Genomic DNA, 12911 nt, shown 5'->3' on the forward strand with positions numbered 1-12911 from the left:
GATCCCGGTCGGCGTTCTAGCCTCGGTGAGTTTCATCGGGGCTTTTCGCTTTCTGAGAGAGGGAAAATCTTTAAACCCCAACTTTCGAAACCCTCTCCCACATTGTTACGACCGCCACTGCAATAGAACTTACGCTTGAGCACGTCAAAGGCACGATTTTCCTGTCCGGGCCGCAAAACACTTATACCAATGGGTCTTGCAACAAGATCCGCTAGCTGTAACCCCGTAGAATTCACTTGTTTAGTCGCAAAAACGATTTCGAACGGCAGCTGAAAGCCCAATCGGTTGGCGCCATCGCACATGCGGCGAAACTCCAACTCAAGCTCGTTATCCTCTTTCTTCCCCCGCCGCTCGAAAATCACATGAGTCAAAGCTCTCTGCTGGTTCTTTTCCTGTAAAAACTCATAAAGCGTTTCCAGGCAAAAGCCGAGCGCGACGTGATAAGGATTGTGAAAAGGGCCCTCTTTTTCGCGGAGGGCGGCCTTGTCGATCACGCAACTGATCAGGACAAAATTGCTTGCTTCAATGATGCCCGTGAGCTCATCGAGAAATGCATGTTTGTGCTGCCTGGACTGGAAGAGACCAGAGAATGCGCCCTTTTCCTTTCGAATCTCCAGCTCATGTAGACCGATCAGGTCGTGCCCCATGTGATTGAATTTAAACTTCTGAAGGGAAGGAATGACCTTTTCGCAATAATGCCTCTTATGAAAAACACAAAATGCGAGCACAAACATTGGATAGTTTGGATCTAGCGTTTGCATTCCATGGTCGCCGCTCTCGTCGACATAAATAATGAAGTCGCTATATTGCCCGGTCGAAAGCAATAGCTTTTGCGCCTCAACATTAGCCTCGGCTTCGCTTTCGTTTTCAAAAAGAAAAAACTGTTGAGACAAAAGAGTTACCCACGCCCTGCCCGCCAATAAATACTGATATTGCCGTCCACGCCTTGCCGATAAATCGTATAGGGCAGGAAAACAGTATCCAGCACGCCCGACAGGCCAAAATCCAGCAATACCAGCGGAACCAGGACTCCGGTGGGGTCGGGGGGTGCGTTCAATACGCAGAAGTCGTAGGCCAGGCCGCTGTAGATGCGGGGGATGGACTGGCAGTAGGTCTTTTGTTTGCGCAGGCCGCGGGCGGCGTCGGCGTCGTCTTGCAGGACGGTGACGGCGGTGCCGCAGCCGGACAAGGTCAGCGAACAAGCGCCCAGCAGAATGACCATTTTTTTCATCTGAATTTGCCTTTCGGGATCGTCAGGCAAACTAGCATCGGGGTTATTCAAGGCACAGTTCATGGGGTCTGTTGATTGTGTAGGACGGTTCTTAAGAACTTGTCCTCCGATGACAGACCGGCGGATTTTGTGTTGGATGTACGGGCCTCATCGCGAGCAAGCTCGCTCCCACATGGGATCGGTGTCGCACACATATTTTGTGTACGACCGAGAACCATTGTGGGAGCGAGCTTGCTCGCGATAGGGCCGAAGGCCCGATTCAGGCAGCGCTGGAGATGTCTTTCGGCAAACGCTGATCGATCACCTGATACAGCGCGCTGCTCTCCGGCCAGTTGCGCATGAACCGCGCGCGATCCCGCGCATACGCCGGGGCAAAGCTGCCCACCGAGCCGTGCTGACACATGGAATCCAGGTCAATCAGCGCCCAACGATCCTGCTGCCAGAACAGGTTGTGGCCCTTGAAATCCCCATGACTGATCCGCTCACGAATCAGTTCGGCGAACAGGTGATCCAGTGCCAGCAACTCGGCTTCCGGCGCTTCACCGTTCTCAACATACGGCGCAAACCGTTCGATGATGTCCGGCCCAGCCAGGTACTCGGTCACCAGATAAGCCCGGCTGCGCAGCCACAGAAAGCGCTTTTCCAGCACGGCCAACGGCTTCGGTGTCGCGATACCGAGGAACGCCAGGCGATTGCCTTCGCGCCAGGAATGCCAGGCGCGGCTCGGGCGCCAGAAGCGCTTGAGCCAATGGGCAAAACCCTTGATGTTGTAGCGCTTGATCACCAGCGGGCGCCCCGCCACTTCGACCTTGCCGACGCTCGCCGCGCCGCCGGTCTTGTACAGGTGGCCCCGGTCGAGCAAATCATCGGCCTGCTCCAGCACCGGCGCCATCGCCGCTTCTTCTTCGCGACGAATCGCCCGCAAACCGAACGCCCCGCGCTGGACGCTGAACAGCGTGCATTCACGGCCGCACTTGATCAGGAAGTCCTTCAAGCGCCAGCGGCGCACCTTGTCGATCTGCTTCTGCAGGGCTTCCATCGGCAAGGCATGCTCGCCGTTGCTCAACAGGTAATACACCAGCAATTCTTCGGTGAACGGCTCCAGCGACTTGGGCAACTGGGCGAAAAACACCCCGAGGTTTTCCAGGACTTTCTGCCGTGACAGCGGCTGGCCAGGAGTTTCGGCACAGACACCGCCGCCATCGATCAAGTACAACCGACCGCGCTGGCGCAGGAGATTGTCCAGATGCAGGTCTTCCTGCCACAGGCCTTTGCGATGCATTTGGCCGATAGCGCCCAACGCCTCGGCCAGCACCGCGCCTTGCATATCCGCCAGCACCGGCAAGTGCTCGACCTGTTTCCAGGTGTCGCCCAGGCTCTCGGCGCCTTCGATGAAATCGAACAGCAGCCAACCGCCCTCGCCATCCTTCAAGCCGTCCGCCAACAGTTGCGGCGTGGTCAGGCCCTGATCGGCGAGCAGGCGCACGCCATCGCGCTCACGCTGAAAGTGCCGCGCCGCTTTGCTGCCGACCAACAACTTGGCCAACACCGGTCGGCCACGCCAGACACCGGCACCGACGTAACGCTGGCCGGGCAATACGCGCAGAAGAGTTAGCAGCTGCAAGTCAGCAGGTCCGGCGGCATCCGCCAGTGGAATGCTCAGCGGCAGACTCGGGCTGCGACCGGCGTTTTTCAGTTCGGACAAACGCATCAACGCGTCTCCTTGTGACTGCGCCGCGCGGTCAGTCGCGAAACCCAGTTATCCACCAGCGAACTGTCTTTGGACTGATCCACATAACTTGCCAACAACTCGCGCAATTGGCCCTCGTCCCACTCCGGCGCCCGACGCACCAACGGCTCCAGATCCTTGATCCGGTCACGCTGGCCGAACAGCAACGGCCGGGTTTTTTCCAGGTCGATCAACTGCGCCTGGTAACCGTCGCCGGTGGCCCGCAGGAAAATGTGCTTGGGGTAGAAACAACCGTGAACCTGACCCACGCCGTGCAGGTGCCGCGCCAGTTGTCCGCAAGCGTGCAGGATCGCCGAATGCTGCGCTTCGCTCAGCTCCGACCAACGCTGCAACAGCGAGTCCAGGTCGTCCCAGCCATCCAGCGCACGGGTCAGCAGAATCGCGCGGACTTCGCCGTCAACCTTGCGCTTACCGAAGAACGCCGCTTGCAGCGCCGGGATGCCCATCTTTTGATAGCGCGTAATGTTGCGAAACTCGCGGGCAAAACTCGGCTCGCCGAACGGCGCATGAAAGGTGCGCGTCAGGTAGTTGCTCTGGCGTTTGAGATAGAAGCCCTGACCTTCCAGGTCCAGCCGAAACACGCTGCTCCAGCCGCCGCGCGCAGTGTTGGGTTCATCCACCGCATCGAGCTGCTTGGCCCACAGGGCGTCGAAGGTGCCGAGGCCGTGACGCTCAAGCAGCGCACGGTCTTCAGCGGCCAGAAAATCAGTCATTCGCGTCCCTCGAAAAATCTCACCACGTGCCGAATACGCTTCTTGTCGGCGGCATTCAGGCGTTCACGCCCACGGTATTGCAGGTAGAAGCGCAGGCGCTGGGTGGCCGACAGGTGATACTTGGCCACCTTGTCGAGACAGGCCAGGTCCTTGGTGATCCGGTACTTGAGCCAGAAACCGCGCCAGAAATCGCCGTTGGGGCAATCGATCAGGAACAGCTTGTCGTCATCGTCGATCAGCAGGTTGCGCCACTTCAAATCGTTATGGGTGAAGCGATTGTCGTGCATGGTCCGGGTGTAGCCAGCCAGTTGCCGACTGATGTTATCGACCCAGGCGCGGTCCGCCAGTTTCGGGTCATGCCGGTCAGCCAAGGCCGACAGGTCTTCGGTGTTCGGCAACTCGCGGGTGATCATCGCCCCACGGTCGTACGCCGCGCCGCGACGCTCCAGGCCCCAGGCCACCACTTCGGCGGTCGGGATGCCCCACTTGGCGAAGCGCTTGAGGTTTTGCCACTCGGCTTTCACCCGTGGTTTGCCCAGATAACGGCGCAGGCCTTTGCCGGCGCCGACGTAACGTTTGACGTAGTAGTTGACGCCGTTGCGCTTGACCCGGATGACCTCGGACAACGGGTCGCGGGTCAGGCGCTCGCCCTGAAGGGCAAACACTGCTTCCAGACTGCCGAAGTCTTCGGCGAGATCACTGTAGGCAGGTTCGAGTTTCCAACCCGGCATCAGAGCGCATCCCCGTATCGCTGTTTACGGTCGTAGAGCTTGTTGGCCTTGCCTTCGAGCCACGAGAGCAGCGCCGCTTCCTCGGCCAGGATCTGGCGCAACGGCTGCTGGAAGTAGCCCTTGAGGAAACGCAACTTGTCGCGCTGGGTCAGGCCGATATCGAGGGCCGAAAAGTACAGCGCCGCCAGATCCTTGTTGCGCCAGCGCTGGGTAATCGCCGGGCGGGTCTGGGCGCGGTGCAGGTCGATCACCGAGAGTTTGAAGTCGTCCGCCGTCACCGGTTTATCGGTGTGCAGCAGAAAGTGGCAGATGTAGCAGTCGCGGTGGTTGACCCCGGCGCGGTGCATCATGCCGGTCATGCGCGCGACTTCGGCGATCAGCGCTCGCTTGAGTTTCGGCTCAGGCGGATTCTTGACCCAGTCGATGCTGAAATCTTCGAGGCTGACGGTCGGCGCCAGTTCTTCGGTGACGATGAACGAGTGCTGGTCCGCCGGGTTGCTGCCCTTCTCGCCGTAAGCCACGGCTGTCATCGTCGGCACACCGACATCTTGCAGGCGCTGAATGGCCTTCCACTCCTGGCCCGCGCCGAGCACCGGCAGCTTGGCGGTGAGCAGGTTCTTGAAGATCTCGCCCCAGCCGATGCCCCGGTGAATCTTCACGAAAAACCCGTTGCCGTTCACTTCGGTGCGCAAGGTCCGGCGTGCTTCGAGCTCGCGGTATACCTCGCCCTGCAAGCCCTCGACTTCGGCGAACGGGTCGCGTCCGGCCCAGAGGCTTTTGAACGGTTCAGCCAGCATCAACTTCATTAAGCGTGCTCCGCCAGAATCACATCGGCCGCGTGTTGCGGCATGCTGTAGAGGTCGGCCGTCTCGGCGAAGGCCAGACCATTGCGGCTCCAGGCCGCCCGTGCTTGAGCGTCATTCAACATGCCGGTCAGGTATTGCGTGAGCTGCGCCTGATCGAAGGGTTCGTCCAGCACCAGACCGGCGTCGGCCTCGGCGATGTAATGGGCGTAACCACACACCGCACTCACCAGCACCGGCAACCCGGCGACCAGCGCTTCAAGCAGCACCGTGCCGGTGTTTTCGTTGTAGGCCGGGTGGATCAACAAGTCGGCGCCCAACAGGAAACGCGGGATATCACTGCGGCCCTTGAGGAACGTCACGTTATCGCCGAGCCCCAGCGTGGCGCCCTGCATCTGGAATAATTTGGGGTCGTCCTGGCCAATTACAAATAGCCGAGTGCGTTTTTTCAGTTCCGACGGCAACGCCGCCAGCGATTTGAGGCTGCGATCCACGCCCTTGGTCTTGAACCCGGAGCCGATCTGCACCAGCAGCAAATCGTCATCCTTGAGGTTGAACTCACGGCGGAACTCGGCGCGAATCTCGGCGGCATTCGCCGGCGCGCGACGGTCCTGGGAGATGCCCGGCGGCAGCAAATGGAAGCGTTCCAGCGGCGTGTCGTAATGCTTGATGAACAGCGGCTGCTGGACTTCGGAAATCATCAGAACTTCGGTCTTGGCGTCCTTGGCGAACACCGCGCGCTCGTACTCGGCGAAGTGCCGGTAGCGGCCCCAACGACGGTACAGCGAGTTGCGCAGGTTCTGCGCCTTGTCTTCGAAGCAGCCGTCGGCGGCGTAGTAGACGTCCAGGCCCGGCATCTTGTTGAAGCCGATCAGGCGATCCACCGGACGCTTGGCCAGGTCGGCCTCCATCCACTCGGTGAGTTTTTCGTTGCGCCGATGATTGAAGAACGCCTTGACCGGCGCCACCAGCACTTCGAAACCCGGCGGCACATCGCCTTCCCAGATCAGCGTGTAGACGCGGATCTTGTGACCGCGCTGCTGACACTCCAGGGCGATGCGCATGAAATCGCGCTGCAAACCGCCAAACGGAAAATATTTATAAAGGACAAAAGCCAATTGCATCAGCGCAGCTCCTCAGCCAGTAACAACGTGCTCAGTCGGCTGGCGACACGCTGGGGATTCAGACGCGTGAAGCACAGGGGCCACTCGCGTTTCAGGTCAAACTGACGGGCGTCTTCGGCCGTCGGTTGATAGGTGCATTTCTTTTGCAGGCACGGCGCGCAGGGGAAGTCGCTGGCGATATGTATCTGCGCCTTGCCGTAAGCGCCGGTCAGGCCCGGATTGGTCGGGCCGAACAGCGACAGCGTCGGCACATCCAGCGCAGCGGCCAGATGACCGAGACCGGTGTCCACCGCCACGCAGGCCTGGGCGCCGGCCAAGACTTTGCCGACACCGGCCAGATTCAATTTCGGCAGCACTTCGACATGCCGGAAACCGGCGGCGATACGTTCGGCGCGAGCCTTCTCGATCGGGTTGCCCCACGGCAGTTTCACCGCCACGCCGAGGTGCCCGACGCGTTCGGCCAGTTCACGCCAGTAGGCTTCAGGCCAATGCTTGGTGTCCCAAGTGGTGCCATGCAGGAACAGTACGTAAGGATTCTTGCGCGGCAGCTCGACCAGACGCTCGACGCTCAGGCCGTAATCGCCCAAGCCTTTCGGCAAGTCGTAGCCCAGTGCCAACGCGAACAACTGGCGCACGCGCTCGACCGCATGCTGGCCACGACCGACCGCGAGGCGCCGGGAATAGAAGCGTGCAGCCATCGGTTCGCGCGCCGAATCTTTATCCAGGCCGGCCACTGGAGCTTTGACGTAGCGCGTCAGCCAGGCGCTTTTCAGCAGGCCCTGAGCGTCGATCACCAAGTCATATTTAGTGGCGCGAACGCTTTGTTTGAAGCGCTTCCACTCGCCACTTTTAATCGTCTGCCAGATGTTTTTGCGCCAGCGACGGATCGCCACCGGGATCACCTTGCCCACGGCCGGGTGCCAGGTCGGAATCTCGGCAAAGCCTTCTTCCACCACCCAGTCGAACGTGATGCCGGGAATCGCCCGCGCCGCGTCGGTCAACGCCGGCAACGCATGAATCACGTCGCCCAGCGAAGAAGTCTTGATCAACAGTACCCGCAAACTAATTGACCTCGACCACAGTGCCCTGCAACCGCTGCAAGGCTTCATTCACAGGTTGCGGCGCCAACTGGCGCAGGCAGTTGTAATGGCCGAAGCGGCAGGTGCGATCAAAGCACGGACTGCAATCGAGACCCAGGCGCACGATTTCGACGTGCTCGGCCAGCGGCGGCGTGAAGCCCGGCGAGGTCGAGCCGTAGACGGCGACCAGCGGACGGTTCAGCGCAGCGGCAACGTGCATCAGGCCGGAATCGTTGGAGACCACCGCGTCGGCGCAGGACATCAGGTCGATGGCCTCGGCCAGGGACGTGCCGCCGCTGAGGTTCACCGACTCTTCACGCAGACCGGGAATCAGCCGTGCGCGGATGTCTTCGCCGACCGCGTGATCGTTTTTCGAACCGAACAGCCAGACCTGCCAGCCTTCGCGGATCTTTGTTTCGGCGACCTTGGCGTAGTGCTCGGACGGCCAGCGCTTGGACTCGCCGAATTCGGCGCCAGGGCACAGGGCCAACACCGGGCGATCCAGGGCCAGGCCGAACTTGGCTAGCGCCGCTTCGCGAGTGATCGGGTCGATTTGCAGGCTCGGGCGTGGATAAGGTTGCGGCAGATCAGCGCCCGATTCATAGGCCAGGGCCATGAAGCGTTCGATCATCAGCGGGTAACGTTCTTTATCCAGCGTGCGCACGTCATTGAGCAGACCGTAGCGGAACTCGCCACGCCAGCCAGTGCGTTTCGGTATGCCGGCGAAGAACGGCACCAGCGCCGACTTCAGGGAATTGGGCAGCAGGATCGCCTGGTCGTACTGGCCGGCCAGGGATTTGCCGATGCGCCGACGCGTCGCCAATTCGAGGGCACCGTGGCCGAGCGGAAAGCTCAAGGCCTGACGCACTTCGGGCATACGCTCAAGAATCGGCCGGCTCCACTCGGGGGCCAGGACGTCGATTTCGCATTGCGGGTGGCGTTGCTTGAGACACTGAAACAGTGTCTGCGCCATCACCATGTCACCGACCCAACTGGGCCCAACGATCAGAATTTTCATGTGGTTTCCAAAAACGAACCGGGGAGGCATACGCCTCCCCGCCTCGAGAATCACTGCGCGAGCAAGACGGCTTGCGATGGGTCATCACCTTCAACATTGCTGTCGACTGTCACTCCGCTATCGCGAGCACTCTCGCTCCCACATTGGGTATTGGTGCACATCCAGTGCGGTGTAGCTTAGCTAATCCAATCTACCAAACACTGCGAATCTACCTGGGATGCTGGTACCTAAATCTCCCAAGCACTGTAGATCTACTGTGGGAGCGAGCCTGCTCGCGAAGGCGCCGGCACATCCAGCATCAGTGGTGACTGATACTGCGCTTTCGCGAGCAGGCTCGCTCCCACAGGGGGTATTTGGTGCTGCATCTGTACGGTTTCAGCTTAACCCCATCTCTTTCCAGATTCGCAACACCTGGCGCCGTTCGTCCGCGAACTGGTCGCCCGGTATCACCCCGGGATCCTTCTGCAAGGCCTGCCGGTGTGCGGCGGAGCGGTAGGCTTTATAGGCCTCGCGCAACAGGCTGGCGTCCTCGACGGGCATCAGCCCGGCCTGTTCCAACTCTTCCAGAATGCGGATGTTATCGGTCCAGCGCAGCAATGACGGGTGCTGTTCGGACCACGCCAGGGCCGCGTATTGCACCATAAATTCAATATCGACGATACCTCCGGCGTCCTGCTTGAGATCGAACGGCGCCGTGGCCTCGAAGGCGTTTGCCGCGGTGCCGGCGGCGGTGCTCTTGCTACCAAGGTTATCGCGCATCTTGGCGCGCATCTCGCTGACCTCCTGGCGCAAGGTCGGCAAATCCCGGGCCTTGCCCAAAATCGCCGCGCGGACCTTCTCGAACGCCTGGCCGACATCCTGACTGCCCACCAGCACCCGCGCCCGCACTAGCGCCTGATGTTCCCAGGTCCAGGCTTCGTTTTCCTGATAACGGGCAAACGCCCCCAGGGAACTCACCAGCAACCCGGACGCACCGGACGGTCGCAGACGCATGTCCACTTCATACAACTGGCCGGAGTTGGTCTGCGCCGTGAGCAAGTGAATGATCCGCTGCCCCAACCGGGTGAAGAACTGCGCGCCGTCGATGGGTTTCGCGCCGTCGGTTTCCGCCTGCGGATCGCCATCGTGGATAAACACCAGGTCCAGGTCGGAACCATGCCCCAATTCCAGGCCACCGACCTTCCCATAACCGACAATCACGAAGCCGGGATCGCACAAGGTGCCATCGTTGCGCAGCGGGGTGCCGTATTTGGCCACGGTTTGACGCCAGGCCAGGGCCAGCACTTGTTCGAGGATCGCTTCGGCGAGCCAGGTCAGGTAATCGCTGACTTTCATCAACGGCAGGCTGCCGGAGATTTCCGACGCCGCCACGCGCAAGCGGTGCGCGAGTTTGAAATGCCGCAGGGCTTCCATTTGCTGTTCGAGGTCGTCCTCGGGAATCCGCGTCAGGCGCTCGCGCAATTCGGCGGCCAGTTCCGGCGCCAGCGGCGGCTTGAACAGTCGGCCTTCGTTGAGCAGCTCATCGAGCAACAGCGGGAAGCGGATGATCTGCTCGGCAATCCACGGGCTCGCGGCGCACAAGGTCAGCAAGCGACGCAGGGCGCCAGGGTTTTCCGTCAGCAACACTAAATAAGCCGAACGCCGGGCCACCGCCTCAACCAGTGGTAGCACCCGCTCCAACACCAGATCCGGATTGGCGTGCTCCACAGCCTGGGCCAGCAAGCGCGGAATAAACGCATCGAGACGTTCACGCCCCAAGCGTTGCATGGCCCGCAACTGCGGACTGCCACGCAGGCTGGCCAAGGTTTTCAGGGCCTTGGAAGCATCGGCAAAACCGCCCTGCTCCAACTGCCGGCAAGCGGCTTCTTCGTCTTGGGACTCTTCCCACAACGGCAGCCATTCACCGCCGACCACCACTTCCGCCTCAGTGCCTTCCTCTTCGTCAGGGTCAGCAATCACCTGCGCAAAGTGCCAGGCCACGCGGCCGCGCCAATACATCAGCCGCTCATGGAACGCATCCCAATCGGCAAAGCCGAGCATGAAGGCAATCCGCGCCTGATCCTGTGCGCCATCCGGCAGCATCTGGGTCTGGCGGTCGGCAATCGCCTGGATCGCGTGCTCGGTGTAACGCAAAAATTCGTAACCGTCGCGCAACTCGCTGATCACCGGCGCCGGCAGGTAACCCTGACCTTCCAGAGTGCTCAGTACTTTTAATAGCGGACGTTGTTGCAGGCTCAGGTCCCGCCCGCCGTGGATCAACTGGAAGGCCTGGGCGATGAACTCGACTTCACGAATGCCGCCGGAACCGAGTTTGATGTTGTCGGCCATGCCTTTGCGTCGGACTTCCTGCTGGATCAGCTGCTTCATGGTGCGCAGCGCTTCTATGGCAGAGAAGTCGAGGTAACGGCGGTAAACGAACGGGCGCAGCATTTCTTGCAATTGCGCGCCGGCCACTTGATCGCCGGCCACCACCCGCGACTTGATCATCGCGTAGCGTTCCCAGTCGCGGCCCTGGTCCTGGTAATACTGTTCCAGCGCGTTGAAGCTCAAGACCAACGCACCGGCCGAACCGTAAGGACGCAGGCGCATGTCGACGCGGAATACAAAACCGTCGACGGTCATCGGGTCCAGAGCCTTGATCAGGCGCTGGCCGAGACGGATGAAAAATTCCTGGTTATCCAGCGAGCGTTTCACGCCGACGGTTTCGCCGCCCTCGGGGTAGGCGAAGATCAGGTCGATGTCCGACGACAGGTTCAGCTCCACCGCGCCGAGCTTGCCCATGCCGAGGATGACCATTTGCTGCGGCTCGCCGCTGCGCCGGCCGGTGGGCACGCCGAATTGTTGGCAATGCCGCGAGTACAACCACTGATAGGCCTGATCGATGCTGGCATCGGCCATGTCCGAGAGGTCGCGGCAGGTCTGGACCAGATCCGCCTGGCGGGTCAGGTCGCGCCAGATGATCCGCACTTGCTGGCGGGTACGCTGGCGGCGCAGGGCGCGGCCGAGTTCGTCTTCGCTTTCAGCGGCGTTTACCGCTGCGGCGATCTGCGCGCACAACTCGCCGGGGGCGAAGCTGCGATCCAGTTCGCCGGACTGCACCAGCCCCAGCAACATCAAAGGGTCACGAACGCTCTGTTCAATCACGAAGTCGCTGGCCGCAGCGATGCGGGCGAATTGCGCCCAGCGTTCCGGCGTCCAGGCAGACAAGCCATGCTCGTCTTCTAATAAGGCCACCGCCGCACGGAACGACTGCTCGGCACGGGTGACCAACGGCTGGAGAATGGCGGGCAGTTCGGCAAGCGAAGGCAGGGTCATGGTCTATCCTTGATCGGCGTGTGAAGGGCTGCATGTAGTGAATTTTGAAAACACGCTACGTGACCGACTGTCGAACAAAGGTTAGAAATAGCTGAAATTTCTTTTATTTTGGCAGCCAACATCAAGCTTTCACCTTTTCTGGTTGGCAAAAGACCAACCTTAACGATTATTCTCACAACGCAGCCGGAGGCCACAAGCCATTCATCTGTAGTTTTACTACTCGTCTATACATTCGAAAGGCTGAAATGCCCGTTGATTTGTAGTAAAACTACACGCCGCCGGAACAACCTCTCGGCAATCCAAGAATTTATATCGTCTGCCCACAAGGCCAGTCGCAAACTCAGGCAACCGATTCTGGAAGCCTTTCCGCCCTGGAGCAAGCCATGCAAGACCTCGATCCCGTCGAAACCCAGGAATGGCTGGACGCCCTGGAATCGGTTCTCGACAAAGAAGGCGAAGACCGCGCTCATTATCTGATGACCCGTATGGGCGAATTGGCGACCCGCAGCGGTTCGCAATTGCCTTACGCCATCACCACGCCATACCGCAACACCATTCCTGTTACCCACGAAGCACGCATGCCTGGCGACCTGTTCATGGAACGCCGCATTCGCTCGTTGGTACGCTGGAACGCGATGGCCATGGTGATGCGTACGAACCTGAAAGATTCGGACCTGGGCGGTCACATTTCCAGCTTCGCCTCCAGCGCCACCCTGTATGACATCGGCTTCAACTACTTCTTCCAGGCCCCGACCGACGAACACGGCGGCGACCTGATCTACTTCCAGGGCCACACCTCGCCAGGCGTTTACGCCCGTGCGTTCATGGAAGGTCGCATCACCGAAGACCAGATGAACAACTTCCGTCAGGAAGTCGATGGTCACGGCCTGTCGTCCTATCCTCACCCGTGGCTGATGCCTGATTTCTGGCAGTTCCCGACCGTATCCATGGGTCTGGGCCCAATCCAGGCGATCTACCAGGCACGTTTCATGAAGTACCTGGAAGCCCGTGGTTTCATTCCTGAAGGCAAGCAGAAAGTCTGGTGCTTCCTGGGCGACGGCGAGTGTGACGAGCCGGAATCCCTGGGCGCCATCTCCCTGGCTGGCCGCGAGTTGGTCGACAACCTGATCTTCGTCATCAACTGCAA

Annotated in this window: 10 protein-coding genes and 1 pseudogene; 1 reads left to right on the forward strand and 10 read right to left on the reverse strand. The window is 60.3% G+C overall.

Annotation, left to right across the window (positions count from 1 at the left end; translation table 11 throughout):
- Nucleotides 1–32: 32 nt before the first annotated feature.
- The 10 genes from ACIOYV_RS30160 to glnE form a co-directional block, all read right to left on the reverse strand.
- Nucleotides 33–893 (reverse strand): DUF3800 domain-containing protein, encoded by an 861-nt coding sequence (locus ACIOYV_RS30160; protein ID WP_401329718.1) that lies wholly within the window; start codon nucleotides 891–893, stop codon nucleotides 33–35.
- Between the two features lie 5 nt (nucleotides 894–898).
- Nucleotides 899–1231, reverse strand: coding sequence for a YceK/YidQ family lipoprotein (locus tag ACIOYV_RS30165; protein ID WP_401329737.1), 333 nt, complete (start codon nucleotides 1229–1231; stop codon nucleotides 899–901).
- A gap of 259 nt (nucleotides 1232–1490) precedes the next feature.
- Nucleotides 1491–2942, reverse strand: coding sequence for a lipopolysaccharide kinase InaA family protein (locus ACIOYV_RS30170; protein ID WP_401329720.1), 1452 nt, complete (start codon nucleotides 2940–2942; stop codon nucleotides 1491–1493).
- Complete coding sequence (locus ACIOYV_RS30175) at nucleotides 2942–3694, reverse strand: lipopolysaccharide kinase InaA family protein (RefSeq protein ID WP_401329722.1); 753 nt, start codon at nucleotides 3692–3694, stop codon at nucleotides 2942–2944. Before ACIOYV_RS30175 ends, ACIOYV_RS30170 begins: the two co-directional genes overlap by 1 nt.
- Complete coding sequence (locus ACIOYV_RS30180) at nucleotides 3691–4425, reverse strand: lipopolysaccharide kinase InaA family protein (protein WP_054616422.1); 735 nt, start codon at nucleotides 4423–4425, stop codon at nucleotides 3691–3693. The genes ACIOYV_RS30175 and ACIOYV_RS30180 overlap by 4 nt, the downstream gene beginning before the upstream one ends.
- The gene (gene rfaP, locus ACIOYV_RS30185) at nucleotides 4425–5231 is read right to left on the reverse strand and encodes a lipopolysaccharide core heptose(I) kinase RfaP (RefSeq protein ID WP_201200037.1); all 807 of its coding nucleotides are present in this window, start codon (nucleotides 5229–5231) and stop codon (nucleotides 4425–4427) included. The genes ACIOYV_RS30180 and rfaP overlap by 1 nt, the downstream gene beginning before the upstream one ends.
- Nucleotides 5231–6352 (reverse strand): glycosyltransferase family 4 protein, encoded by a 1122-nt coding sequence (locus ACIOYV_RS30190; protein WP_401329726.1) that lies wholly within the window; start codon nucleotides 6350–6352, stop codon nucleotides 5231–5233. The genes rfaP and ACIOYV_RS30190 overlap by 1 nt, the downstream gene beginning before the upstream one ends.
- Nucleotides 6352–7413, reverse strand: a complete 1062-nt coding sequence (gene waaC, locus ACIOYV_RS30195) for a lipopolysaccharide heptosyltransferase I (RefSeq protein WP_054616424.1) — start codon at nucleotides 7411–7413, stop codon at nucleotides 6352–6354. Before waaC ends, ACIOYV_RS30190 begins: the two co-directional genes overlap by 1 nt.
- A 1-nt stretch (nucleotide 7414) precedes the next feature.
- Entirely contained in the window at nucleotides 7415–8449 is a 1035-nt protein-coding gene (gene waaF, locus ACIOYV_RS30200) for a lipopolysaccharide heptosyltransferase II (protein ID WP_401329731.1), read from the reverse strand.
- A gap of 375 nt (nucleotides 8450–8824) precedes the next feature.
- Nucleotides 8825–11764 (reverse strand): bifunctional [glutamate--ammonia ligase]-adenylyl-L-tyrosine phosphorylase/[glutamate--ammonia-ligase] adenylyltransferase, encoded by a 2940-nt coding sequence (glnE, locus tag ACIOYV_RS30205; RefSeq protein ID WP_401329734.1) that lies wholly within the window; start codon nucleotides 11762–11764, stop codon nucleotides 8825–8827.
- Between the two features lie 383 nt (nucleotides 11765–12147).
- On the opposite strand from glnE, the pseudogene ACIOYV_RS30210 reads away from it, so the two are divergent.
- Nucleotides 12148–12911: pseudogene (locus ACIOYV_RS30210) on the forward strand (pyruvate dehydrogenase (acetyl-transferring), homodimeric type); the annotation flags it as partial.

Origin of the sequence: Pseudomonas sp. NPDC087342 (assembly GCF_044744265.1) — a bacterium.
Taxonomy (GTDB): Bacteria; Pseudomonadota; Gammaproteobacteria; order Pseudomonadales; family Pseudomonadaceae; genus Aquipseudomonas; species Aquipseudomonas nunensis.

Excerpts from the sequence above, each read along its gene's own strand:
- ACIOYV_RS30165 (WP_401329737.1), bottom strand. The coding sequence starts at position 1,231 with ATGAAAAAAATGGTCATTCTGCTGGGCGCTTGTTCGCTGACCTTGTCC.
- ACIOYV_RS30170 (WP_401329720.1), bottom strand. The coding sequence starts at position 2,942 with ATGCGTTTGTCCGAACTGAAAAACGCCGGTCGCAGCCCGAGTCTGCCG.
- ACIOYV_RS30175 (WP_401329722.1), bottom strand. The coding sequence starts at position 3,694 with ATGACTGATTTTCTGGCCGCTGAAGACCGTGCGCTGCTTGAGCGTCAC.
- ACIOYV_RS30180 (WP_054616422.1), bottom strand. The coding sequence starts at position 4,425 with ATGCCGGGTTGGAAACTCGAACCTGCCTACAGTGATCTCGCCGAAGAC.
- rfaP (WP_201200037.1), bottom strand. The coding sequence starts at position 5,231 with ATGAAGTTGATGCTGGCTGAACCGTTCAAAAGCCTCTGGGCCGGACGC.
- ACIOYV_RS30190 (WP_401329726.1), bottom strand. The coding sequence starts at position 6,352 with ATGCAATTGGCTTTTGTCCTTTATAAATATTTTCCGTTTGGCGGTTTG.
- waaF (WP_401329731.1), bottom strand. The coding sequence starts at position 8,449 with ATGAAAATTCTGATCGTTGGGCCCAGTTGGGTCGGTGACATGGTGATG.
- glnE (WP_401329734.1), bottom strand. The coding sequence starts at position 11,764 with ATGACCCTGCCTTCGCTTGCCGAACTGCCCGCCATTCTCCAGCCGTTG.